We start from the raw sequence: 23,517 nt of genomic DNA, 5'->3' as shown, positions 1-23,517 counted from the left end.
TTGCTTAGTATGAATTTTGCGTGACTGCAACTGCTTCAACGGGTTCGTCAATTAGTTGCAGCAAATGCTGTTTTAAAGTTTCTAAACCTAATCGCTCAGTAGCTGAGATAAATACAGCTTGCGGATACTTTTCTTGAGCTTGAGCCAAAGTCTCACTATCTACTCGGTCAATCTTGTTAAATGCAATTAAATCTTTTTCGGGAATTGCAGACATTTCTTGTAAGATGTCCTGCACACTAGCAATGTGGCTTTCCCAAGCTGGGTGAGATAAATCTATCAGATGAAGCAAAACATCGGCTTCAATCACTTCTTCTAATGTGGCGCGAAATGCGTCTACAAGAGATGGGGGCAATTCGTGAATAAACCCTACGGTATCCGTGAGTAAAATGGTTCTCCGTTCTTGAGTTTCTGGCTGTGTAATTACTACTTTGCGTGTTGTGGGGTCAAGGGTAGCAAATAGTTGATCGGCGGTGTAAACTTCTGCGTTAGTTAATATATTTAGCAACGTTGATTTACCAGCATTGGTATATCCCACTAACGCCACAACTGAAACTTCTTGCTGTTGTCGCTGTTGTCTAATGCGGGCGCGGTGTGCTTGTAATTGGTTTACTTCTTGCTGGAGTTGAGCAATTCGCCGTTGAATCGTCCGCCGTTCCGTCTCTAGTTTAGTTTCACCAGGCCCCCGCGTTCCTATCCCCGCACCTAATCGAGACATTTCCTGTCCGCGACCGCGTAACCGAGGTAGCATATATTCAAGTTGTGCCAGTTCTACTTGTAATTTACCTTCTTGTGTGCGCGCACGTTGAGCAAAAATATCTAAAATTACCTCTGTGCGATCGCCTACTCGCAGCCCAATTTCTTTTTCCAAGTTCCGGGCTTGAGACGGGGAAATATCTCTGTCAAATACAATTAAATTTGCACCTACTTTTTGTGCTGCAAGTTTTATTTCTTCAATCTTTCCCTTACCAACAACTGTTTGCGGATGAGGATGAGAGCGTTTTTGCCTCATTGTATCTAGAACAATTCCCCCAGCACTGTCTACTAAACGCACCAGTTCTATCAGTCCGTCTTCAAATCTTTGGGCAGAAATATTATCTGTCTGAACTCCTACTAGCAAGACTCTATCTTGATCAGAAAAATTATCTTGGGGTGAAATTATTCCTCCTGCGTCGGCAATATCTTTTTCCCATTCAGTAATTAAATCGCTAAAATCCTGTTCGGTTAAATCAGCCAAACTTAAAGGAGGTGAAACTATCCAAGGTGTTTCTAAATCAGGGGCTAGGTAAACTAAAAAAGCCTCTTGGACTTGGTTATTAGCCACACTTAAACTTACTAGAGCATCTAAATGTTGGCTTACCATTGCCACTAATGCTGCTGTATCTGGAGGTTCTGATTTAAATTGAGTAGCAATGCAACGAATTCGGCTCAACCGCTCTGCACTATGGCGGGGTAATTCTGCTTCTGGGATTTGGGTTTGATTTGGCGTTCCGACAGCAATCCGAATCACCTGTCCACGCCGATTAATATAACAACAAATGGGGTGATGGATAGTTGTACTAATTGCAGCTAAGGTTTGAGCAAACTCCGGCGTAATAAATCTATCGGCTGGTTGCTGTTCTTCATAAAGCTGCTGTAATTGTTTAATATGGCTGGCTTTTATGCCTTGGATGTTACCATAAACTTTCTGCATAAATTTAATATTTGAAACTGGTTTAAAAATGATTTACTTTCTATTTATATCTTTTTTTATGGCAAGTTAATCTATCAAGCGAAACAAGTTAATATACTTACTTTATATTTCCAAAAAAGCCTATAGATAATTTCTTTTAACAAACGAACTTAACTATTAACTATGCAACTGTGAATGTATAAGTGTCGCCGTGGTTAAGATATTTGATTTTATTTTCTAAGCCTGCTTGTACTATTGCTTTCTTAAAGTCTTCAAGGGCTGACTTGAAAACCGTATAATCATTGAAATGAATTGGTATGGCTGTACGCGGAGCAATAATTTGAATTGCTTGTACACCTTGCTTTGCATCCATTGTCAGCAAAATCCCAAAGGCCATTGTACCACCTAGATGTAGCAAAGCGAGGTCAATATTTGGATATCGTCGGGGAATCTCGTAAAGCTGTTGGTGAATAAGAGTATCACCCGTAATGTAGAGGCGGAACTTTGTTTCTGCATTGGGTGTTTGAAACTCTAACATACTACCCATTACAGGTGGTAGCAATGCTTTTAAAATACCAGGCCCGTGTATTCCAGGCATAGCAGTAATGCAGAGGTTGGCATCACCTTTAGTAACAGTTAATGTTTCCCAGGTTTTGAGAGGTTGGGGTGAGTTAAAACCTTTTTGTTTAAGTTTGGTTGCTGCGTGATGTGTGGTGATGATAGGTAAATTTTTATCAACTTTTTCGGCTGCTATGTGATCAAAATGATCTTCGTGCATATGAGACAGTACAACTAAATCTAAGGGCGGTAACTGCTCAATAGTTAAGGCTGGCTCGGTGAGGCGAGTTGAATTAATACCATAACCCAAATGCACATGATCGCCTCGGTGGAGAAAGTTAGGATCTGTGAGAATTGTAAACCCTGCGTAACGTAGTAGCACAGTTGCAGTCCCAATGAAAAAAATCGAACCATTGTCAAAGTTCGCTGGTGTGCTATCTGCGGGTAGGATAATTCTTTTTGATTCCTCCATAATTTACCTTTGTGGTGTGATTCAATTTTATTGATTGGCTTGGGCGATCGCACTCAAAAATTGTGCTGATATCTACTTATGTCGCTTCTGATGCCATTGCCAAGCGTGATTAATAATTTCCTTCAGATTTGGGTATTGAGGATTCCAACCCAACTTTGCACGTACTTTATCACTACTACCTACTAAAATTGGTGGGTCGCCTGGGCGGCGATCGCGCTCTACAATAGGAATGTCTTTACCTGTGACTTCTTTAGCAGTTTCTATAACTTCTCTGACTGAAAAACCACTACCATTTCCTAGATTAAATACTTCACTTTCTCCCTCATCTAATAAATATTTTAAGCCTAAAATATGAGCTTGTGCTAAATCATTGACATGAATATAATCACGAATGCAAGTACCATCTGGGGTAGGATAATCTGTACCGAAAATAAATATAGATTCGCTCTTACCTAAAGCCGTTAATAAAACTAACGGGATGAGGTGAGTTTCGGGAATGTGGTCTTCACCCAGCAATCCGTTTGGGTCAGCCCCAGCAGCGTTAAAATAGCGAAAGCTGACAGATTTAAGATTGTAAGCATTATCAAAATCGTCCAGAATTCTTTCTACCATCCACTTGCTAGTAGCATAAGGGCTAATGGGGTTTTGAGGATGGTCTTCTGTTAAAGGAATAAACTCAGGTACACCATAAAGAGCGCAAGTAGAAGAAAAAATAAATTTATTAATCGATGCAGCTAACATTGCTTCTAACAGCGTCAAAGTTCCGACAACATTATTGCGGTAGTATTTTGCTGGATCTGTGACTGATTCACCCACAGCAATAAAAGCGGCAAAGTGCATAACTGCGGTTATATTATGTGTGGAAAAAATCTCGTCGAGAAGGGAGCGATCGCTCATATCACCTACAATCAACTTTACCTGCAAAACTTCCTCGACAATTTCTCGATGCCCATTGGAGAGATTATCTAAAACAATCACCTCATAACCTGCATTTTTCAGAGCTAACACAGCATGAGAGCCAATATACCCTGCTCCACCTGTAACTAAAATTGTTGACATAACTAGGAACTGGAGATTGAGAATAAAGAATGTAGAGGGTTACATTGTTAATGTATGGCGATACATTATTAATGCAGAAGGTTACATTGTTAATGTATGGCGATACATTATTAATGTAGGAAAACACATTGCTAATGTATGTTAATACATTGTTAATGCAGGCTAGTGAATTACCAATGAGTTAGCCTCTATCATCAAAGTAGCGAGACATAGCAGTATCAAGACAAGGCATTAATTGACCGCGATCGCTACCAAGTACGCTATAAGTTGGACGAGGAGCAATTAAACCAAGTTCTTCGGTAGGTAAAGCCACTAAACTACTAATGCTTACACCTGCTTGTTTTGCGGCTAATCGTGCCAAATCAGCCCAAGCAATCGCACTTTTGTTAGCCAAATGCCACAAGCCGCTTTCACCATCAATTAATAAATCGAGGCTAACATGAACCAAATCCGGCACATAAGTAGGTGAAACAACCGCATCTTCAGCCGCGACAAAAGTATTGCCAGCACTAAGCTCACGTAAAGCAATAGTTACAAAGTTATACTCATCCCACGGGCCGAAAAATGCGCTGGTGCGAATTACTAGTGATGATGGGTAAGCCTGTAATACTAGCTTTTCTGCCAAAGCCTTACTGCAACCATATACATTGAGTGGCGCAGCGTTATCACTTTCTATATAAGGGTTAGTTACAGCACCGTTGAATACTAAATCTGAGGAAAATGTTAACAGTGCGGCATGATGTTGAGCGCAAGCAGTAGCTAAGATGGCTGCGCCTTCAGTATTGATTTTTAAGCAAATGTGAGGTTCACGCTCCGCGTCATCTACTCGCACATATCCCGCAGCATTAACAACTGCCCAAGGTTTTAACTCGTCAAGCACGGCATTTACAGACTCAGGATTAGTGATATCCATTTCTTGACGCGTGAGTAAGCGATATGTAATACCTCGTAGTTCACACAACCGAGCAAAAGCTTGTCCTAGTGTGCCTTTAGCGCCGACTATGACTAGGGGAGGGGTAGGGTGTAGGGGTGTAGGGGAGAGTTTAGAATTAAGTTCTCTTGTGCTATTGTCACAACTAACTGCTGGGTATAGTAAACGCTGTGGTCGATGCCACCATCCGGGTGTAGCAAGTAAAGGGTGATTGGGTTGATTACCAGTAGCTAAATCACGGACTAATTTGGCGATCGCAGTTGGTCTAGGATTTGGGGAACGTAAATCAAACACGCCTGATTCGTAGTAGCCAACTGAGCGAGTTACTAAACTATTCCAATCGTAGCTACCAAGGAGTGACCAAGCAGTAATGGCGCGAATATCTGCACCTTCATTTTGTAATTCTTGGGCAGCATTCCACACCTCATAAAGCCAACGTAACTGCTCCTCACGGGTGCAATTGAGGTGAACTTCAGTTACAGCTAAGGGTAGATTGTAGCGTTCCCATGCTTCTTTGAGCAATGTGTACGCCCCTGCCACACTCTCAGCACAAACTCTCACCGCATCAACATCTGCATACTTGTCCCAGCCATTACCACCATGCGTCCAAGCTGGATAGTTTTCTAGATGCTCATCTAAAAACCTCTCACTTGTCACATAATGGTTAATGCCGATAATATCCGGTGGACAATAAACACTTTGACAAGCTACTTTCAATTCCTCCGCGCTCAGACCACAGTAGAGTAAATAACCCCACATGGGATGAATCGGGGTTATGTAACCACACAATAAATCTAAACTCAACCAACGGCGTTCGTTTTCCAGACCTGCTTGATAGGTTAACTTTGGTGTACTGTAAGTTTTACCCAAATCCTCCGTCTGTACAAGTAAGGCATTGGGGTTAATTTCTCGAATTGCTCTCATGGAAAGAGCGATCGCTTGACACTGACCGAATAAAGCACGAGCAAAAGTCAAATTGTCCCGTCCGTGAGGATACCAATGACCATACATCCCACTAAATCGTGCTGTTGTCAGTGGTTCATTGATTGGCGTGTAATGTGTTACCCAAGGATAGCGCTCTGCCACCGCACGGGCAAACTGGGCTAATTTTCGCGGAAATTCTGGGTCTACTAAACTAGTATCACGGGGGCCGCTACCATGATGCACTAACCCCACAATTGGAGTAATACCAAGTTCCCGTAACCGTCCCAAACGCTCATCAGCCCAAGACCAATCAGCATTCTCTAACCCATTGGGCGCAATTCTCTCCCACAGCACAGGGTAACGAATTTTCTTTATCCCCAATTGAGCAAACAACTCTAAGTCATCCAAACGCCTTGCATGACCATTGCGTTCCAACTGGTCAAAATACTCCTCACCCACACGATTAACCGTACACTCTAGCCCAGCCCAAATCTCCACCGGATATTTTGAAGCCATAACTCATACCAACTCTTAATTCCTAGCAAATTAACTTAAGAAACACTCCGCATAACTTTGCGCTGACTCAGCGTACCTCTGCGTTTAAAAACTACGCCCTAACACAAAGCGATACAAAATATACCTCAAACCTTCACAGCAATTTGCTTGTAAGTAGCCAAAGCCTGAGCCACACACTGATCCATGTTGTAATACTTATAAGTCGCCAACCGTCCTACAAAAAATATCCCCGGCGTGCCATCGGCTAAAGCCTTATATTGCTTGTAAATCTCCTGATTCTCAGGACGCGGTACAGGATAATAGGGGTCGCCCTCAGCTTTAGGAAACTCATAAACAACACTAGTTTTAGAATGATCCTGTCCAGTCAAATATTTAAACTCAGTCACACGAGTATAAAGATGTTCATTCGGGTAGTTGATGACTGGCGCAGGTTGAAATACTGGAGTATGGTGTGTTTCGTGCTTAAAATCTAGAGAGCGATAAGGCAACTTACCATAACGGTAATCAAAAAACTCATCAACTGGCCCGGTATAAACCATCTCTCGGCAAGGTATCGCTTTTTCAATTTCTCGATAATCTGTATTCAGCATCACCTTGATGTTGGGATGATTCAACATCTTCTCAAACATCCGGGTGAAGCCGTGGAGTGGCATTGCTTGGTAAGTATCGGTAAAATAGCGATCGTCTCGATTAGTGCGGGTAGGGATTCTCGCTATCACTGATTTATCAAGTTCCGATGGATCGAGTCCCCATTGCTTACGAGTGTAACCCCGGAAAAACTTTTCGTATAAAACTCGCCCAACTTTGCTGACTACTACATCCTCTGAGGTGTGTATGTATTCTTTTGGTTCAGCTAGTGATTTAAAGAATTCTTCCGCCTCAAAAGAATTGAGGTTCATACCATAGAGTTTATTAATGGTGTCTAAATTAATCGGTAGGGGAACAAGTTGCCCATCTACACTAGCTAACACGCGATGTTCATAAGCACGCCATTGGGTGAAGCGCCCAAGGTACTCAAAAACTTCGCGGGAGTTGGTATGAAAGATATGTGGCCCATATTTATGGATCAAAACACCATGTTCATTGTAATGATCGTAGGCATTGCCGCCAATATGGTTGCGTTTATCGACAACCAATACTTTTTTACCAGACTGAGTTGCTAAACGTTCGGCAATAACGCTACCAGAAAAGCCTGCACCGACAATCAGATAATCAAAGACAAAATCTCTAGTAATAATATTGGGCGCTTGCTTACCTGCAACTGCACCATTAGAATTGATTTTATCTTCTTTGTTGTGGGTGGCAATGGCCGAATCTATCAGCTTAACCATTGATGCCAAAGTCCGATCCCAAGATATCTTTTCTAAAAAGGTATCAACTTGACTCAACCACCCTGATGCTGCATTATCTTCCTGCATTGCCTGTTGAGCAGCAGCAACAAACTCATCTACTGTATCTGCAATCCGCACTAACTTTGACTCTCCGTAGGGACGAACTACATCTCGAATCGAAGTAGAAACTACGGGTTTAGCTGCGGCTAAATACTCTGGGGTTTTTGTAGGACTGATAAAGCGAGTTGATTCATTACGTGCAAAAGGTAACATCGCTAAGTCCCATCCTGCTAAGTATGCAGGCAGTTCTTTATAGTCTTTACTACCCAAATAATGAATATTTTCATATTGTGGCAAAGTTGCGGGGTCAATTTTTACAACTGGGCCAATGATTACTAAATGCCAGTCGGGACGCGCCTCAGCAATCCCGCGCAACAGTTCAATATCCATCCGTTCATCAATTACGCCATAGAAACCCAAACGCGGATGGGGAATATTCGCTTGATCTGCTGGTTCTGCAATATTTCTGGCTTGAGCAAAGTGCGCTACATCTACACTGCTGGGAAAGGCATACACATTGGGGTGCTGATTGGCCTTATGTTCGTAAAGGCTTTGTCCGCCTGTAAATACTAAGTCTGCACGGCGAAATAATTCTGCTTCGTAGTCCTTTAACTTGGGTGATGCTCCTTTGAAAGCAGATAATTCATCCATGCAATCGTAAACGATCGCCTGGGGTTGCAAGTGATCGGTGAAGGCGATCGCCATTGGTGTGTAATACCAACAGATATAGTTGCTAATGTTTTGTTCAGCCAACAATCCATTAACCAGCACTTGTAAATCTGCGTTAATTCCTTCTTCACTTAAGCCTTCTGGTAGATGCGGAACCACAACCACTACCCCGCTATCATCTTGGCTGATATCTAACCACCCCAAAGGATCTTTGCTAAAAATCGGCTCTTCGATCACATATACTCGTCTTCCTTGAGCAAAACGACTCAAGAGATGTTGCGGTCTTTGATAAACGAAATTCCACCGTAAATGACATAAACAAATTATATCTGGTGTATCTGTCAATGATTTGGCATTTTGCAGCCTTTTTTTTGACGTAGAAAAGTTTGGCGATGATAAACCTGAAGTTTGGATTGCCGCTAGATCCAATAAATTTGTTTCATTTACTTGAGTTGAAGTGACCTGGTTTGATCTGTTGCCATTGATGTCAGATTTTTTTGCTGTCATATTTTAACTAACTAGATATATGTTGTGAATTTGAAGTACAAAACCATCAAATCAAAAGAAAAATATTTAATTATTAGGCATATTTTTAGCCTAAAACTTTGGTTCAATAACTGACAAGATAATTTGTGGTCATGCTACAGGTGAGATATAATAATTGAAGAATAGACAAGATTTCTTACAAATACCTCCACCACTGGATACAGAGGTTAATGTATGTCCAATGAATTATTTTGACTTTCGATCAGCATAATGTCTGAAATCGTTGTCATTACGCTAATAAATCAAAAAAAACTGAAAAAATCAGACTATTATTTGTATTTTAGATAACAATGAATTATTAATTTGAACCTTTCATTTGAGGGATGTTACTTCATCCTAAACTGGGGAATATTACACTAATTAGACCAATTAACACGTTCCTCCTTATCAATTCCCCGCTAGTAATGTAACTCTCTTCTCTCACTTACACCTATATTTGTATTTGCAAAAGTGAGATGCTCCCAGCAATCGTCTCCAACCCAAATCTCAATCACAATTGGCTGAACATCCTTGGTGGGATGATGCAAAAGGCTGGAATAATATTCTGATTGAAGAAGAATATATCCGTCATCCCAATTCTTTATGAAGCCGAGCTAAATAAGGCTTCAAGAATAAAGTCTTAAGAAGTGAGAGAGGTAATCATGGAAGGTGTAATTTCTGTGAAGACATCAGTAAACTTGAGCTTGAATTGTGAGAGAGTTTGACAATTTTCCCATTGGAGTTTAGATTTGAGAAATTCCCAAAACCACTCAATTGAGTTGATATCAGGAGAGTGATGAGGTTGAAAAGTCGGGATAATGTTTTATCTGGGATATCGAGAGATTTGGCTTTGTGAAAATGTAAGGATTCAGGTCTAATAGTTAGGAAGTAGCGACGGGCGAGACTGATAATTAATAGAATCAGCCAGTAGTGCTTGTGCAAAAAAATCAATAACAGACTGACCTTGACGACGACAGGTTTGCACCACTGTCAACAAATTAGCGGTGTGTTGAAACCGCTCCATTGAACGGGAGCCACCACTAACCTTACGTTTTGTCACAGCCAAACGCAGCAAACGTTCGGCCTGATTATTATCAGGACGAACTTCAGGGAAGTCTAGAAAATACCACCATTGGTTTGCTTTATCACGCAAAGAACGTAAAAGTTGACCTGCTGTAGCAGAGGCCAAGTTAATCCATTGATCAAGAGTTTGTTGCAACTTAGATTTGAATTGATTGACCCAATCGTTGTAACTGGCGCAGTCAAGAGTCAATTATTTGCCCATCCTAAAAACGCCTGTAATTTCACCCCTAAATCTTGTCCTGGGATGATATCTTCTGGTCACTGGCAAGCTTGTACATTGCCACAACACTCACATACGCAGGTTTGCCGTTGATACTCAACTATCTCTATGAGACGTTCCACTAGTTGCGCTACACAGTGCTTTTCTACTTTTATTGCTACGCTCGCAAATGCTTTTTGACCACAGTAAACACAATCCGTAGGACGTAAAATTTCATAGCGATCTACCCTTACGAGTCTTACCTTGATGTGGCTGCCCACCTGGTTTCTTCCGAGGTTGATTTGATTGGTCTTGAGGTGGTGCTTTTTTGTTTTCGCTCTTTTTGTTGATGTCTCCAGATGGTGGTTTCGACGAATTAGAACTGTCTAAATCTCTACTTACTTTTAAACGCTCCTGGTCTGGAAAGCTAAACTTGGTCTGATGTGCGATCGCTCTCATCAAAATATAGAGTCATGATACAAGGTTGATGTGCAGCCAAGGTATTACTTTGTTATAGATATGATCGCCTGTGGTGATTTTGTGCGATCGCTAACTTATTATTTGTCTATGTATCAATATTATCTAAATAGGGGCAAACTATAAAGTAAGTATACAGACAACTTAATTCATGAAACCTGTTTTGTACAAGGGGCAACTAACCAAGTGGAATGATGATAGAGGTTTTGGTTTTATACAACCAAATGGTAACAGCAAAGAAGTCTTTATTCACATCAAAGCATTTAAACATCTTAATCGTCGTCCCCAAGTTGGTGATGTTATTTGTTATCAACTTACAGCAGATAAAGATAACAAGGTACGCGCGTGTAATGCTTCTCTGGAAGGGATGACATTAAAACCTCTACCTGATTCCTCACCTAATAACAAACCGAGGAAATTTACATCTAAGCCAGGGGTAGCAACTTCATCATTAGTATTCAATACATTGCTTCTATCTGTGATACCTGGGTTGGGTTCAATTCATTTTGCACTAACTACTGGCTACCCAATTCCTTTAATCTTGTATCCGGTTATGAGTGTCATTACCTTTCTACTGTACGTCGATGATAAATCTCGTGCAAAACAAAAGCGATGGAGAGTCTCAGAAAGTACTTTACATTTATACGAGTTTATGGGTGGTTGGTTAGGTGGATTTGTTGCTCAAGGGAAATTACATCACAAAAGTAGCAAACGTTCTTATCAATTTGCATTTTGGATGATAGTAATTATTCATATTGTATTTTGGTTACTTTGGCTATTTTTTAGGAAAGAGTTGATCAATCTGTTTTTTGCTTTTATGAAGTCAGTAAGATAGTCCACGCAATATATGGTGCGATCGCATCTGTCTTTAAAGTTCTTCTACAATCACCCCGCCTGATTTTAATAATTGAAGCGCTTCAGCTTTTTGCATCCTAGCAGTGGCAATGAGGTCTGACCCTCTACCTAACCGTTGAAAGACTCGAAGAATTTTCCCGTTCTCATCTTCTATTGTGACAAGAAAATTTCTTGTCGTAGTCATAACTCTACCCGCTTCTATAATTTCAACACCTTTGCTTCTTGTCTGAACTACAAATACCTGGCCTTCTTCCAGAACATCTCTGTCAACAATTTCATCAGCAGCTTTTGGGCTATTGATTACAGAATTTGCTGTATCAAAATCAGAAGACAGGGCTGTAGGAATTTTTACAAGTAAACTACTAGTCAGGACTATCATACTTGCAAGCGGAAGTACGTAAAGCTTTGAAATAGCCATTTATTTTCGTTGTTTACTGAGTAACTGATTCTTGTATAACGTAAGTAAGATAGTTCACGCAATGTATCGTGCGATCGCTCTCATCCAAATATAGAGTCATGATGCAAGGTTGAGCCACTGCCATGTTAGATTATGGTTACAGTGTAAGCACAATTCAGCTTTCTACAACCAGCTATGCGGTAAATTGAACAGTTATAATTTGACTTATACTGTGAAAATTTCCATTTGGTTTGGTGAGTATGGATTTTACAGCCACTTTAAATGAGATTAAAACCCTGACTATTGAAGAACGCATTCGTCTTGTGCAAGCCATTTGGGACAGTATCGCAGCAGAACAGGCTTACCCCGATATTACAGAAGCACAAAAACAAGAACTTGAGCGTCGGAATAATGATTACGAAGCCAATCCAGATAATGTTATGACATGGGATGAAATTAAAGCTTCGATAAAAAGACGGTAATGGACTACGTTTTAGTATTTCGTCCAGAAGTTCGTGATGAACTTGATGAGGCGTATAGTTGGTATGAAAATCAGCAAGCTGGACTTGGCGATGAGTTTTTGGAATGTGTGGACGATATTCTAAATAGAATTTGCCAAATGCCAGAATCTTATACTGTTGTCTATAACGATGTAAGAAGAGCAATTTTACAGCGTTTTCCTTATGCTGTTTACTATCGAGTTGTCTCTAGCCGAATTATTGTAATAGCAATTTTTCACGGGCGGAGAAATCCCACAATCTGGCAAAAGCGAAATTAGCAATTTACTTTTATTGAATGGAAAAATTACTATTTATTGCTTGTGTTTATTCGGTGCGATCGCAAATGTAGCAGAGAGAAAAATTCTGTCAACTCAACTAACCCTTCTGCCTCCCTTTGTTCTGCTTGGGTAAGCGTTTCACCCGTATCTTGGCGATCAAGTAGAACTTGAAGACGTTCTTGGACAGCTTCGGGAAGTTTAAAATGAGTTAGTTCAACTGGTATCTCGATAATTTCAGGCATACAAAGTATGTCTATTAAAATTACAATCACTTCTATAGTTAGTGTAACTCAATGTTTGCCTAGGAAATGCCACAGGCGATTCTGTGCGATCGCTCTTGATCAACACTTTGTTTATACACACAATTAGATACTAGTTTTTTGCTGCATCTTACTGACATATTTGATTACTAAGGCTATCATGAAGCGATCAAAGTGAGAAATTTGCCTAGGAGTGCAATATGAAACTACCAGAACCTCAAACAAAAACATTTTCAACTTTGGTAGGAGAAATTGAGAATGGTCAAATTAAAATTCCACAATTTCAAAGAGAATTTGTTTGGACAGTGCAGAAGTCTGCTGCTCTTATTGACAGCATTATTAAAGGCTATCCGATTGGTACATTTATTTTTTGGCGAACTAATGAACGTCTTCGGTCAGTAAAAAACATTGGTCAGCTAGATTTACCAGAACCAAAACCAGGTGAGTTTGTTGATTATGTTTTAGATGGACAGCAGCGATTAAGTAGTCTGTTTGCTAGTCTGCAAGGCGTTATACTAAAAAGAGAAGACGGAAGATCAGATAATTTCTCACAAATATTTATTGATTTAGAAGCCGAAGATTCTGATCAAATAGTTATTACTGATATTGAGAGTAAAGATGAAAAAAGTTTAATTAGTATTATCAATTTACTTAAAGGTAGTTTTTCGCTTTTAGCAGCATATCCTCAGAAATATCATGACAAACTTCACACTTATAAAAATAGGATTGAAAGCTATCAATATTCAATAATTCAGGTAAAAGATGCACCGATAGAAATAGCTACAGAGATTTTTACAAGAATTAACGTTAGTGGTCAAGCTTTGTCTTTATTTGAGATTATGGCTGCTAAAACGTTTGACTATGAGAAAAATTTTGATTTAACAGAAAAATTTCAAGAGTTGATAGAAAATCTCAAACCCCTCAATTATGAGACTATTTCTGATGCTACTGTACTGCAAGTTGTCTCAATTATTCTCTCCAAGGAGTGTAAAAGACAAGTCATATTAAAACTTGATAAAAATAGTTTTATTGACATTTGGGATAAGGCAATAGATTCTATTGAACGTAGCGTAGAGTATTTCAGGAATTTTTATCGTATACCAGTTTCTCAGTTACTTCCATATAATGCCTTAATTATTCCCTTTTCATATTTCTTCTTTCACCACGAAGATAAACCAACTGATGATAAACGAAAATATCTAGAGGATTTTTTCTGGAGATGTTCTTTATCTGGACGCTATTCTTCTTCTGTAGAAAGTAAATTAGCACAAGATATAAAAAGAATAGATGAAATTCTTGCTGGAGATTTACCTAGTTATGATTGGTCAATTGATACTTCAGCAGAATTTATTAAGGATAATGGTTGGTTTAGCACGTCTAGAAGTTATATTAAAGCAATATTGTGTATATATGTGTATCATCAACCAAAGTCATTTAATGATAACTCCATCGTCAATGTCAGCAACTATTGGTTAAAACAAGCAAATAGCAAAAATTATCATCACTTTTTTCCAAAAGCACATTTAAAAAAACAGGATTATTTAGATTGGTACATTAACCATATTCTCAACATCACCATAGTAGACGACTTTTTGAATAAAAGGGAAATTAAAGCCCAAGCACCTTCTAAGTATATGGCTAAATTTCAAGCAATAAATCATGAATTAGAGACTACTATGAAAACTCATCTAATTGAGGATTTAGATACTTTTGGTATCTGGAATGATGATTATGAAAAGTTTTTATCTGAAAGAGCAAAAGTTGTTAGTCAAGAAATTTCCAAAAGAATCATTAAGCAGGAAATAGATAAGAAAGGGCAATCGAATTTAGTTGATGATTTTGAAGAAGAATTAACAACTATTGGGTAAATTTACTAGAAATTAAGTACGATAGGAAACTCTCTGCTTACCTTTGCATTTAAACGTTTTCGTCGCAATTCTCAAGCCTGAAATTATACTCAATAAGCTAATGACTAACTAAATAACTAGCCATTAGCCATACTCGTATAAAACTCTCCGCGTACCTCCGCGCTGACTTCGCGCCACTCTGCGTTTAATTTTTACTCTCAATTAAGCCGTCCGAAAACGCGCCAACTCCTCGCCTGTCTTCGCATCATGGGCATGGACTGTACACACCAGACACGAATCAAACGATCGCGCGACGTGTCCAACTTCCACAGGATCGGTAGGATCTTCAATAGGTGTCCCGATCAAAGCTTCCTCAATGGGGCCGCGTTTACCTTCACCGTCACGGGGGCCGATATTCCAAGTACCAGGGGCAATGACTTGGTAATTCTTAATCTTACCACCCTCTATTTCTACCCAGTGACACAAAGCACCCCGCGCCGCTTCAGTTGCACCCCAACCTTTGCCATCTTTTTCTGTCGGTTTAATATACCAAGGGTCATTTAAGACAAATTCACGCAAGCAATGTTCGGCTTGACGATACAATTTCACTAGTTCGTGAAGTCTGGCTAATTGACGGACGTGAATATTTGCACCGCCCGTCTTTTTAAACACATCAAGAATAAACCCATCATGATGTTGCCAAGATTCGCCATGATTACCGCCAGCTACTAATTGACGTGCTAAGGGGCCTGCTTCTAAACGTCCGAAGTCTTTGTGTAAAACTGCACTCGCCCAAGAATAGGCATTCTCGAAGTCTTTTGTATTATTGGCAGTGGGTTTTGTAGTGCGATCGCTGGGATGAATATCTGCTGTCCCTTCATCGTACCAAGAATGGGTGAGATTCTCGCGGGCGAAGGACTGATCCATTAATGTGTGCGTATCTGTAAAGCTGTCATACACACCACCCTTCATAATCATCGCCGCATTGCGCCCTTCAATCGTCGGCTTTTGGTATTTATCCTCATGGGCTAAATATCCCCAAGTGACGTATTTACCAACACCAGCGCCATATCTATCTAGACCAATATCTAGACCCATCCGCCAATAGAAGCCTAAATCTGACTCACGATGTTTGATATCTTCATCTAACCAGTTCATGAAGTCATCATAGGTTTGAATTTCTTCATAGCGTTCTAAAGAACAGCCTAACCATACTGGTTCTAACCAGTTGGTACGGAAATATTCTAAAATTGCCCAGGCGCGGGTAATGTCTGTGAGGGTGGGGGCGCACATCACACCACCAGGAACCATGTAACTAGAGTGAGGCCACTGTCCACCTAAGAGGGCGTAAATTTCTACGGGTTTGGCGGAAATGGTCACACCGAGTTCGTAAGATTTCCCGGTGAAGGCAGAAAAGCGGCGGACTGCTTCATCATAGAAGCGACTACTACGGTAGTTTTTGTTTGTTAAGTCAATGGCGAACAATCCATAAAAGTAGCGGGGAATACTTTGGATAGTTTCGACAATTTGACCGAGGTTTCTGGCTAAGATGGCGTTGCGTGGCACTTCTGTACCCCAGGCTGTATCTAGCGCCCAAGATGCAGATGTGAGGTGAGAACCGCCACAGATACCGCAAATCCGGGGTGTGACAATTAATCCGGCTTGGGGGTCTTTGCCTCGGAGGATAATTTCAAAGCCGCGAAATAGTTCGGCGTGAGTCCAGGCGTTGACTACATAGCCATCAGCGATTTCCACGCGGACATCTAAATCACCCTCGACTCTCCCGACGGGTGATATATCTAATGTTTGTTTTCCCATTCTCCTCTCCTGTTTTCTTTGATATGTAGTCAGTGATGCGGTAATGACAGTTGAGGCAGTTGCGGTAGATATTAATTCAGATGTCGTTGATGCTTAAAGTTGCAAATGCTTGTATCCAAGTACACCCACTACATCCTCTGGAGGGTTAGAGAAGATTGGTTCTGTACTCCATTTTTGAGATAGTCGGATAACTTCTGGCATTCCGGGGAATAGTTCTGCATCTGTCCAGTCGATGAAACTTTCTGCTTCTGTCACTTCTCCAAAATTACGAAATAGATCGGTTTCACCGGCTTTTGCAAATGATCTGATCAAAATGCCATTTTGTGCGAGTATCCAATGGGCGTAGTAGATGACATCTTCGTAAGCTGCAAAAGACTGCGCCTCACCAAATTTCTGGCTTAATTCAGTGACTATTTGCTGCATTGCATTCAGATATTCTGCGGAACTTCCCCTTGGTTTCCACTCATGAAAAATGATTATCCAATCATTTTGAGTAGGAAACACGAAAGTATTAGCTGTATCCCCGAAATTACTAAAGCTTTCTTGTTGAATATTCTCTAACTCTAAAGCATTCACAACAGCATTAATATCTGAACTTTTGATTGTCATCCAGTCAAGATCCGCATGACAGTATAAATCTTCGTCATCATCAAGATTTTCTACACCCATATATTTACTCCTTTGTGACTTCACTACAGTTGCAACTAATACGTAGTTTGCTCACAAAATATCACAACGTAATTGAATCTTGCACTGAAATCAACAATTTCAAAATACCGCCTCAACTCATCAACCAAAGCACTGTAATTAATTACTAAACTGTGAAAAAATCCTCCTCTGCCCAAGGTGGTGCTGCATCTTTAGCAACCATTGTCAGGAGGGCATAGTCTTTTTTGTTGACTCCTGGTGGTAGTTCTTTGGGAACTCCCATGACGGTTTGGGTTTTAAATACAGTTCCGGGTTTGAGGTCAAAGAAGGGAAATTCTGGTTCTGTACAACCTAAACATGGCATTCCAGCGCGGGTTTTGGAGGAGACGCGGTTCCACAAGATGCGGTTGCAGGATGAATGAGTCATGGGGCCGCGACAGCCTAAGTCGTAGAAGAGACAGCCTTTGCGTTGACCAAATTCGGCGGTTGAGGCTTTGTAGGCAAAGTGGACGTTGCGAGTGCAACCTGTTTGGGTAAAGGTGTTGAAGAAGGTTTGGGGGCGATTGAGTTCATCCAAAGCAATATCGCCGATGCGTCCGGTAGCGATCGCCACTAATATCTGCGTTATCCAGTCAGGGTGTGCGGGACATCCCGGAATATTGATCACAGGTAAGCCAGATTTGGCGCGGAAGTCTTTACCTAAAAAGCCGCCTTCTTGCCGTTTGAGAAATTGTAAGCCTTGGGATTCGCTAGGGTTGGGAGACATTGCGGGAATTCCGCCCCAAGTGGCACAATCTCCGACAGCAACTATAAAGCTGGCAGCTTGGGCTAGGTCTATTAACCAATCTTTCATCGGGCGATCGGCAAAACGATTCCATTCACCTGTGCCGTTGGGGGCGTTAACTACACTGCCTTCAAATACCAAAATATCCAGGGGTATTTTGCCTAAAATGCAGTCCCACAGCAGTGTTTGTAAGTTGTTGCCTAGTTCTACCCCCAAAGAAGGATGCCAAAGCACTTTAATGCCAAAGTCAGCAATGAGGTCACAGACGGTCGGTTCTTCGGCATTCAGAAACGACATGGTGTTGCCCGAACAGGCACCACCTTGCAGCCAGAGTACGTTAGTCATTGGCTATGTGTTTGTTTATTTTTGATTAGGTATGATGCAGGCGATGTCTGGCGACAAGCCGCTTTGCGTCTACGGCGCTTGTAGAGTCTCACCTGTTTTTGATGTTTATTCTTCACAATAATGTATTTTTAGATAAATTTTATTTTTTTAAAGAAAAAATAATTATTTGTGGCTATTTGCAAAATATCATGCAGATAAGCACAGACATAGAAGAGTTTATTTAGATAAGTATTTTTGCTTTTTCAATATATGTTTTGTTTGCTAGGGATACAAAATATAATTATGATGAATTTTGTGTTGTAGTTTGATAATAATATTGTTAATTACCCTCTAGAATTTTGTAACTAGAGTGTTTTATAGTAAGGAAATTGGGGAATAAAGTCTGAAGTATAAAAGTTATGCTTTGATGTGTCACTGCAAACCACAGCATCAATAAGTTACCCATGAGCAATTGCTTTCCAGCTAAATATATGGGTGTATTTATTTCATACTTCATACTTTAAAAGCCTTTGGTAGTGAGGTAATTTTTGTGTATTTTGAGGGCATTGATAGAGTAGTTCTTTTAATAGCTAGAGTAGGATAATTATGACACCTAGCATTACAGATTCGGCGGTGAAAGCAGCTATGGCGGCGATCGCTTCGGAGTCAGCAACAACGGCAGAAAAAATCCAGATGCTCATCGAAATGGCACAAGGTTTTCAAAAGAAGCCAAAAACTGCCCAGGATTTGCGGAATGCTGTTGGGCTATATTATCGGGCGTATGAACTGTCTGGTGAGGAATATCCTCTGCTGAAAGCCAAAGCGCAGGTGGGGATGGCTGGGACTTTACAGATAATTCCCCAAGCGGATACAGAATTGCTGCTGCAAGCCAAGGCTGGTTATGAAGAGGCATTACCAATTTTACAAGAGTTAGCCACGCCGGAAGAGGTGGCAGAGGCGCAGATGAATTATGGCTTGGTGTTGCAATCTCTAGCGCCTTATAACTTAGCCCGAATTAGTGATAGTATCCAGGCTTATCATGAAGCTTTGCGGGTGTTTACCTGGGAAGATTACCCGCAAGATTACGCAATTTTATACAACAATATTGCGATCGCCTACCTTTCGATGCCGATGGCTTCAGAACGGGAATATTTGCGTCAGGGGTTAGCAGTTCAATCATTTGAAGTTGCTCTGAAGCATATTAATTTGATTGATCATCCGAGAGAATATGCGATGCTGCAAAACAACTTGGGTAACGCTTTGCAGTATTTAGTTAGTTCTCATCCGGTAGAGAATAATTTAAAGGCGATCGCCGCATATAACGAGGCGTTAAAGGTGCGTAATTCCAGAGATACACCTTTAGAATATGCTAACACAATTTCCAACAAAGCTAATGCTTTATTCAACTTACCGGATTATCCCGAACAACCAGAATTAGGTAATCCCCAAAATCTTTTACAAGCCCGTAGTTACTATCAGGAAGCTTGGTCAATTTTCACCGAGCATCAACAGTTAGAACAAGCCGAATTAGTGTTGCAGGCATTAAAAGATGTAGAAGGAGAAATTAGGGCTATTAGCTAGGCTTACAGGCTAGATTTATTAACGAACCACAAAGGACGCGAAGGTCGCTAAGGAAGAAAACATGAGTGAGTTATTGAGCAATTTTAATCTGAGTAATTTTCTCACGAGTATGGTATCTAGTGAACTGAATATAGTTACTGGAACAGTATGGTTAGTCATCGCAACAATTATTTCGATGATTGGTGGTGCAATTGGCGGCATGATATTAGCAGGTAAAGATATTGGTTATTCTTTCTCAGCGATGTTGGGGGCGTTATTTGCTCCGGCTGGGGCGATTCCTGCGATGCTTTTAGGTTTTGCTTTATTAACCCTATTAAACAATTATTAGGAGGAAATATGTTTGAGTTAGGTTGGTTTTCGGCTAAGTTATTTTTCCAAGGTAAGCTATTACGCGACCCTATGTATTTTGTGCAGCAAACTGCAATTGGCGTTAGTGTTGGTTTACTATCACTAATAGCACTTGCCCAAGCTGAAATTCCTTTGTGTATCCCCATAACTCTATCGAGCTTAATTACGGGTATCCTGATGCCATTTCTGCTGAAGGATTTCAAAATGAAGTAAATCATCCTTTGTAAATCACTATTGACTATTGACCCTTGACTAATAACTAATGACAAACCTCGAAGAATTTGTTGAAGAAATTAACCGCTTTGAGGCAATTATATCTGAGTGGGATGAAAGTCAAAGGTGTGTAGCTGTCGGTCTGAAACGAGCGATTGAAGCTTTGCATAAAGAAGCATTGACACGGTTGATTAAAAGCCTCAAACAAGAATCAATTTCAGCTTTGCGTCAGGCTGCGGATGATGAGGTTGTGTATGCAGTTTTGCTGTATCATGACTTAGTTAAACCACCACTTCCACCAATATTACAACGCATTCAAGCTGCCCTAGAAGAAGTACGTCCAGGGCTAAAAAGTCACAATGGAGATATAGAGTTAGTCGCCTTTAAACCACCTGATACTGTAGAAGTTAAATTAATAGGAACTTGCAGTAGTTGTCCAGCTTCTCATTTGACTTTATCTCAGGGAGTGGAACAGACAATCAAAAATTATTGTCCAGAAATTACTAACGTAGTTGCAGTTGGCGATCGCCCTACGGTAGATAATAGTCATACTGGTATAATTAGTCCCTTTGCTCCCAGCATCACGACTGCTTGGGTGAGAATAGCAACTGTAGAACAAATACCAGATTTAGGCATATATGCGACAAAAGTTGCTGGACATTCGTTAATTTTATATCGACAAGGCGATCGCATTACCTGTTACCGCAATGCTTGTTCTCATCTCGCATCACCACTGGACACCAGTAAGGTAGAAAATGGTATTATCACCTGTCCTACACATGGGTTTCAATATCAACTAGATAGTGGGCAATGTCTGACTACTGATATCTCTTTACAGTCATATCCAGTTCAGATTAAAGGTGATAAGGTATTTGTGCAGTTTTCTCGATGATAAAAATCGAAGCTACTTTGAGAAAGTGACTGTAATCATCAAACAGAATTCAGTAGTCAGGAGCCAGAATTCAGTATGAATTCTGTGCGACACAACGACCGGCTCAGTGCATCGCGGGTGGATAAATAAATGGGTTGAAGACCCCCACTGATTGTATTCTGACTACTGAATTCTGACTTCTGAATTCTTCAACTAAAGTAATCAAGGTTTTCAATACCTGATTGCTTTAGTTTTTTGTCGTGAGTTTTACAGTAAAAGTTATAGTGCAAGTACGCGCCATCGAAACCTAAAGAATTGATGCTGTACAAGATTATGATAGAGGTTTTTGCCGGAATATCTTCTCTGGAGTAACTCCTAGCTATTTATCTTCCTGACGAAATAGTTCTAGCAAAGCAATGGTACCAACAAAAAAAGTATAAATGCCATATCTTAATGGCATTCTATTTTTTGAATGTGCATAAATACTGGCTATGATTGCTTCTAAAAAGTGGGCTATCAGAGCTAATCTCCCTAGCAACATGATGATATTTAACCCAGTTAATGTTTGTCCCTTATTGATAGGAGTATAAATATTCCATAATTCTAGGCTAATTGCGCTACTAATCAGAACTACAGAGATGACTTTTACTGAAAAAAATATCTGGTGTTTAGGAAAATTTAAAATCATATTAGATGGCAAGATTTTACATTAACTTATTTTACAAAATAAATTATACAAGTAACTGATTGACTTCTTCCAACTTCCCTGATATATGTAGGTTTTTTAAGTTTTGCCCCAAAAACATTGGTTTGGGGTGTAGGGGTTGATGAAACTATGATTCTCGCCTCACTTTGAGAGTCTTTATAAGATAGCGTAGAGTTTCAACTCTAGAAGTAAGGGACAGGGGTACAATTGCCATTGCACAGTTGAAACATTGAGATCCTTGATTAACCCAGTGCGTATATCCAGCAGCCAGCCATGAACGATAGGTGCTGTTCTTTCATAAAGTGCTTGGCGCATAATGGAGGTTTGATAAAGATTTTTGACTTGCGCGATCACATTAATTTCTGCTAAACGATTCAGACGTTCAACTCTCGTTGGTAGGGTATCAATTTCGGATTTATTCTGTAAATACAGTTCTCTAATTGGATTCACCCAGTTATCAATAATTCCAATGGTTCGCCATTCTAACGCTGCTTTTATACCTCCGCAATCATAGTGACCACAAACGATAATATGTTTTACTTTAAGGTGTAAAATTGCATATTCTAAAACGGCTAAAAAGTTCAGATCCGTTAAAGAAACTTGATTAGCAATATTCCGGTGGACAAATAACTCTCCGGGTTCAGTACTGGTAAAATTTGTTAAAGGCAGACGACTATCAGAACACCCAATGTAGAGAAAATGTGGTGTTTGTCCTCTGGATAATTCTTCAAAATAATTTGGTTCTAGAGCCAGTTTTTGGGCAACCCATATCTGATTATTTCTCAGAAGATCATCAATGCTGTTGTACTTCATTGAATTTGCTTGAGTATCTCATAATTATTTTAGCTATTTTATAGTTGAATCTGGGAAAATATTAATTTATAGACTCTATATTTTTCATGAAAATGACAATTTTTATCTACAACTAAAAGCGTATTTACGTGTGAATTGTAAATAAGTAAAAGATGCTAATGCTAAACCTACTGATGTGAGAAAAATAAAAATACGATAAAAATCACACTTAAAAATATGCAACTGTAATTGTGCGGAGCTAATAAGGTATGCGATTAACAAGTACCGCATAAACACTGTTTGATTAAATTGGGGGTTTCAGTAAAAATTCACTATACAAGTTCTAAAGGTGCATTTATGGCTGATTCTGCAACGCTAAATATACCAGTAACCCAGAAAATAGAGTTTGAAGATTTAGAGATCGCTGTGGCTGCAACAGAAGAAGAGTCAGTGTTTTTAGCAGAAAAACTCACGCAAGTAGCAATTCCATTAGAAGTTTTGTTGCAAGCTCTCGATATAGCTACTTACGATAAGGCGGCAGCTTTTCGTTACGCTGAACAATATCTAAGCAAAACCAGAAAGCGGAAATGGATTATATTAAAGTCTTTTTCTAATTCCAGATAAGTAGGTCGGTGCAATTAAAGATAACTAATGTTCGCGTAGCTTCTCCTATCGGAGAAGGCTGTCATTTGTTATTGGTAAGAGTTTCGAGCTTATTTAACTTTCTGAACATAGTTCGATTGATTTCCATTTATTTGCTTAGATTGGTGCTTCAAAAAGTTAACTAAATTTGTCTACTATAATTCAATACTGTTACCCATT

General features: G+C 40.0%; 21 protein-coding genes and 1 pseudogene. 9 read left to right on the top strand and 13 right to left on the bottom strand.

The genetic code is table 11. The features are described 5' to 3' along the window. Positions 1-4: 4 nt before the first annotated feature. The 6 genes and pseudogenes from hflX to IQ244_RS20425 all read right to left on the bottom strand — a co-directional run. Positions 5-1,690 (bottom strand): GTPase HflX, encoded by a 1,686-nt coding sequence (hflX, locus tag IQ244_RS20450; RefSeq protein WP_193897474.1) that lies wholly within the window; start codon positions 1,688-1,690, stop codon positions 5-7. Positions 1,691-1,850: 160 nt separating this feature from the next. After that, positions 1,851-2,699 carry an MBL fold metallo-hydrolase gene (locus tag IQ244_RS20445; protein WP_193897472.1) on the bottom strand — a complete coding sequence of 283 codons (849 nt, stop codon included), beginning with the start codon at positions 2,697-2,699 and terminating at the stop codon, positions 1,851-1,853. Positions 2,700-2,771: 72 nt separating this feature from the next. Continuing rightward, entirely contained in the window at positions 2,772-3,758 is a 987-nt protein-coding gene (gene galE / locus IQ244_RS20440) for a UDP-glucose 4-epimerase GalE (protein WP_193897470.1), read from the bottom strand. Between the two features lie 181 nt (positions 3,759-3,939). Then, a complete protein-coding gene (locus tag IQ244_RS20435; protein WP_193897468.1) occupies positions 3,940-6,129 on the bottom strand; it encodes a family 1 glycosylhydrolase in 2,190 nt (729 codons plus the stop codon). Positions 6,130-6,254: 125 nt separating this feature from the next. Continuing rightward, the gene (gene glf, locus IQ244_RS20430; protein WP_193897466.1) at positions 6,255-8,696 is read right to left on the bottom strand and encodes a UDP-galactopyranose mutase; all 2,442 of its coding nucleotides are present in this window, start codon (positions 8,694-8,696) and stop codon (positions 6,255-6,257) included. Between the two features lie 892 nt (positions 8,697-9,588). After that, positions 9,589-10,410: pseudogene (locus IQ244_RS20425) on the bottom strand (IS66 family transposase); the annotation flags it as partial. Positions 10,411-10,624: 214 nt separating this feature from the next. Between IQ244_RS20425 and IQ244_RS20420 the strand changes: the two are divergent. Then, positions 10,625-11,308 (top strand): DUF1294 domain-containing protein, encoded by a 684-nt coding sequence (locus IQ244_RS20420; protein WP_193897465.1) that lies wholly within the window; start codon positions 10,625-10,627, stop codon positions 11,306-11,308. A 33-nt stretch (positions 11,309-11,341) separates the two neighbouring features. On the opposite strand, the gene IQ244_RS20415 is transcribed toward IQ244_RS20420, so the two are convergent. Then, positions 11,342-11,746, bottom strand: a complete 405-nt coding sequence (locus IQ244_RS20415; protein WP_228059033.1) for a hypothetical protein — start codon at positions 11,744-11,746, stop codon at positions 11,342-11,344. Between the two features lie 239 nt (positions 11,747-11,985). Here IQ244_RS20415 and IQ244_RS20410 point away from each other — a divergent pair, with 239 nt between their 5' ends. After that, complete coding sequence (locus IQ244_RS20410) at positions 11,986-12,207, top strand: addiction module protein (RefSeq protein WP_193897463.1); 222 nt, start codon at positions 11,986-11,988, stop codon at positions 12,205-12,207. After that, positions 12,207-12,503, top strand: a complete 297-nt coding sequence (locus IQ244_RS20405) for a type II toxin-antitoxin system RelE/ParE family toxin (protein ID WP_193897461.1) — start codon at positions 12,207-12,209, stop codon at positions 12,501-12,503. The genes IQ244_RS20410 and IQ244_RS20405 overlap by 1 nt, the downstream gene beginning before the upstream one ends. A 29-nt stretch (positions 12,504-12,532) precedes the next feature. Here the strand turns inward: IQ244_RS20405 and IQ244_RS20400 are convergent, their stop codons facing one another. Continuing rightward, entirely contained in the window at positions 12,533-12,745 is a 213-nt protein-coding gene (locus IQ244_RS20400) for a hypothetical protein (protein WP_193897459.1), read from the bottom strand. 218 nt (positions 12,746-12,963) lie between these two features. Between IQ244_RS20400 and IQ244_RS20395 the strand changes: the two genes are divergently transcribed. Beyond that, complete coding sequence (locus IQ244_RS20395) at positions 12,964-14,631, top strand: DUF262 domain-containing protein (protein ID WP_193897457.1); 1,668 nt, start codon at positions 12,964-12,966, stop codon at positions 14,629-14,631. Between the two features lie 201 nt (positions 14,632-14,832). On the opposite strand, the gene IQ244_RS20390 is transcribed toward IQ244_RS20395, so the two are convergent. From IQ244_RS20390 to IQ244_RS20380, 3 genes are all read right to left on the bottom strand, one after another. Then, positions 14,833-16,428, bottom strand: a complete 1,596-nt coding sequence (locus tag IQ244_RS20390) for a nickel-dependent hydrogenase large subunit (RefSeq protein ID WP_193897455.1) — start codon at positions 16,426-16,428, stop codon at positions 14,833-14,835. Positions 16,429-16,521: 93 nt separating this feature from the next. Then, entirely contained in the window at positions 16,522-17,097 is a 576-nt protein-coding gene (locus IQ244_RS20385) for a hypothetical protein (RefSeq protein WP_193897453.1), read from the bottom strand. A 145-nt stretch (positions 17,098-17,242) separates the two neighbouring features. Next, positions 17,243-18,205, bottom strand: coding sequence for a hydrogenase small subunit (locus tag IQ244_RS20380; protein ID WP_193897451.1), 963 nt, complete (start codon positions 18,203-18,205; stop codon positions 17,243-17,245). 585 nt (positions 18,206-18,790) lie between these two features. On the opposite strand from IQ244_RS20380, the gene IQ244_RS20375 reads away from it, so the two are divergent. From IQ244_RS20375 to IQ244_RS20360, 4 genes are all read left to right on the top strand, one after another. Continuing rightward, positions 18,791-19,765: a hypothetical protein gene (locus IQ244_RS20375; protein WP_193897449.1), complete on the top strand. Its 975-nt coding sequence runs from the start codon at positions 18,791-18,793 to the stop codon at positions 19,763-19,765. A 61-nt stretch (positions 19,766-19,826) separates the two neighbouring features. Beyond that, entirely contained in the window at positions 19,827-20,093 is a 267-nt protein-coding gene (locus tag IQ244_RS20370) for a hypothetical protein (protein ID WP_193897447.1), read from the top strand. A gap of 8 nt (positions 20,094-20,101) precedes the next feature. Next, complete coding sequence (locus IQ244_RS20365) at positions 20,102-20,326, top strand: hypothetical protein (RefSeq protein ID WP_193897445.1); 225 nt, start codon at positions 20,102-20,104, stop codon at positions 20,324-20,326. 49 nt (positions 20,327-20,375) lie between these two features. Continuing rightward, positions 20,376-21,218, top strand: coding sequence for a NifU family protein (locus IQ244_RS20360; RefSeq protein ID WP_193897443.1), 843 nt, complete (start codon positions 20,376-20,378; stop codon positions 21,216-21,218). A gap of 358 nt (positions 21,219-21,576) precedes the next feature. Here IQ244_RS20360 and IQ244_RS20355 read toward each other — a convergent pair whose 3' ends face one another. Together IQ244_RS20355 and IQ244_RS20350 are read right to left on the bottom strand one after the other, a co-directional pair. Then, positions 21,577-21,885, bottom strand: coding sequence for a hypothetical protein (locus IQ244_RS20355; RefSeq protein ID WP_193897441.1), 309 nt, complete (start codon positions 21,883-21,885; stop codon positions 21,577-21,579). A gap of 174 nt (positions 21,886-22,059) precedes the next feature. Further along, on the bottom strand, positions 22,060-22,716 hold the full coding sequence (locus IQ244_RS20350; protein WP_193897439.1) for a carbonic anhydrase: 657 nt from the start codon (positions 22,714-22,716) through the stop codon (positions 22,060-22,062). A 336-nt stretch (positions 22,717-23,052) separates the two neighbouring features. On the opposite strand from IQ244_RS20350, the gene IQ244_RS20345 reads away from it, so the two are divergent. After that, positions 23,053-23,319: a hypothetical protein gene (locus IQ244_RS20345; protein ID WP_193897437.1), complete on the top strand. Its 267-nt coding sequence runs from the start codon at positions 23,053-23,055 to the stop codon at positions 23,317-23,319. Positions 23,320-23,517 lie beyond the last annotated feature (198 nt).

Origin of the sequence: Nostoc sp. LEGE 06077 (assembly GCF_015207705.1) — a bacterium.
GTDB lineage: Bacteria > Cyanobacteriota > Cyanobacteriia > Cyanobacteriales > Nostocaceae > Nostoc_B.
This window is presented reverse-complemented; position numbering and strand designations above follow the sequence as displayed.

What these genes read in the sequence shown, in the direction of transcription:
- IQ244_RS20380 (WP_193897451.1), bottom strand. Translation starts at nt 18,205, where the DNA reads ATGACTAACGTACTCTGGCTGCAAGGTGGTGCCTGTTCGGGCAACACC.
- IQ244_RS20390 (WP_193897455.1), bottom strand. Translation starts at nt 16,428, where the DNA reads ATGGGAAAACAAACATTAGATATATCACCCGTCGGGAGAGTCGAGGGT.
- IQ244_RS20345 (WP_193897437.1), top strand. Translation starts at nt 23,053, where the DNA reads ATGGCTGATTCTGCAACGCTAAATATACCAGTAACCCAGAAAATAGAG.
- hflX (WP_193897474.1), bottom strand. Translation starts at nt 1,690, where the DNA reads ATGCAGAAAGTTTATGGTAACATCCAAGGCATAAAAGCCAGCCATATT.
- IQ244_RS20370 (WP_193897447.1), top strand. Translation starts at nt 19,827, where the DNA reads ATGAGTGAGTTATTGAGCAATTTTAATCTGAGTAATTTTCTCACGAGT.
- IQ244_RS20410 (WP_193897463.1), top strand. Translation starts at nt 11,986, where the DNA reads ATGGATTTTACAGCCACTTTAAATGAGATTAAAACCCTGACTATTGAA.
- IQ244_RS20355 (WP_193897441.1), bottom strand. Translation starts at nt 21,885, where the DNA reads ATGATTTTAAATTTTCCTAAACACCAGATATTTTTTTCAGTAAAAGTC.
- glf (WP_193897466.1), bottom strand. Translation starts at nt 8,696, where the DNA reads ATGACAGCAAAAAAATCTGACATCAATGGCAACAGATCAAACCAGGTC.
- IQ244_RS20445 (WP_193897472.1), bottom strand. Translation starts at nt 2,699, where the DNA reads ATGGAGGAATCAAAAAGAATTATCCTACCCGCAGATAGCACACCAGCG.
- IQ244_RS20435 (WP_193897468.1), bottom strand. Translation starts at nt 6,129, where the DNA reads ATGGCTTCAAAATATCCGGTGGAGATTTGGGCTGGGCTAGAGTGTACG.
- IQ244_RS20400 (WP_193897459.1), bottom strand. Translation starts at nt 12,745, where the DNA reads ATGCCTGAAATTATCGAGATACCAGTTGAACTAACTCATTTTAAACTT.
- IQ244_RS20360 (WP_193897443.1), top strand. Translation starts at nt 20,376, where the DNA reads ATGACAAACCTCGAAGAATTTGTTGAAGAAATTAACCGCTTTGAGGCA.
- IQ244_RS20415 (WP_228059033.1), bottom strand. Translation starts at nt 11,746, where the DNA reads ATGGCTATTTCAAAGCTTTACGTACTTCCGCTTGCAAGTATGATAGTC.
- IQ244_RS20385 (WP_193897453.1), bottom strand. Translation starts at nt 17,097, where the DNA reads ATGGGTGTAGAAAATCTTGATGATGACGAAGATTTATACTGTCATGCG.
- IQ244_RS20350 (WP_193897439.1), bottom strand. Translation starts at nt 22,716, where the DNA reads ATGAAGTACAACAGCATTGATGATCTTCTGAGAAATAATCAGATATGG.
- IQ244_RS20395 (WP_193897457.1), top strand. Translation starts at nt 12,964, where the DNA reads ATGAAACTACCAGAACCTCAAACAAAAACATTTTCAACTTTGGTAGGA.
- IQ244_RS20365 (WP_193897445.1), top strand. Translation starts at nt 20,102, where the DNA reads ATGTTTGAGTTAGGTTGGTTTTCGGCTAAGTTATTTTTCCAAGGTAAG.
- IQ244_RS20420 (WP_193897465.1), top strand. Translation starts at nt 10,625, where the DNA reads ATGAAACCTGTTTTGTACAAGGGGCAACTAACCAAGTGGAATGATGAT.
- IQ244_RS20405 (WP_193897461.1), top strand. Translation starts at nt 12,207, where the DNA reads ATGGACTACGTTTTAGTATTTCGTCCAGAAGTTCGTGATGAACTTGAT.
- galE (WP_193897470.1), bottom strand. Translation starts at nt 3,758, where the DNA reads ATGTCAACAATTTTAGTTACAGGTGGAGCAGGGTATATTGGCTCTCAT.
- IQ244_RS20375 (WP_193897449.1), top strand. Translation starts at nt 18,791, where the DNA reads ATGACACCTAGCATTACAGATTCGGCGGTGAAAGCAGCTATGGCGGCG.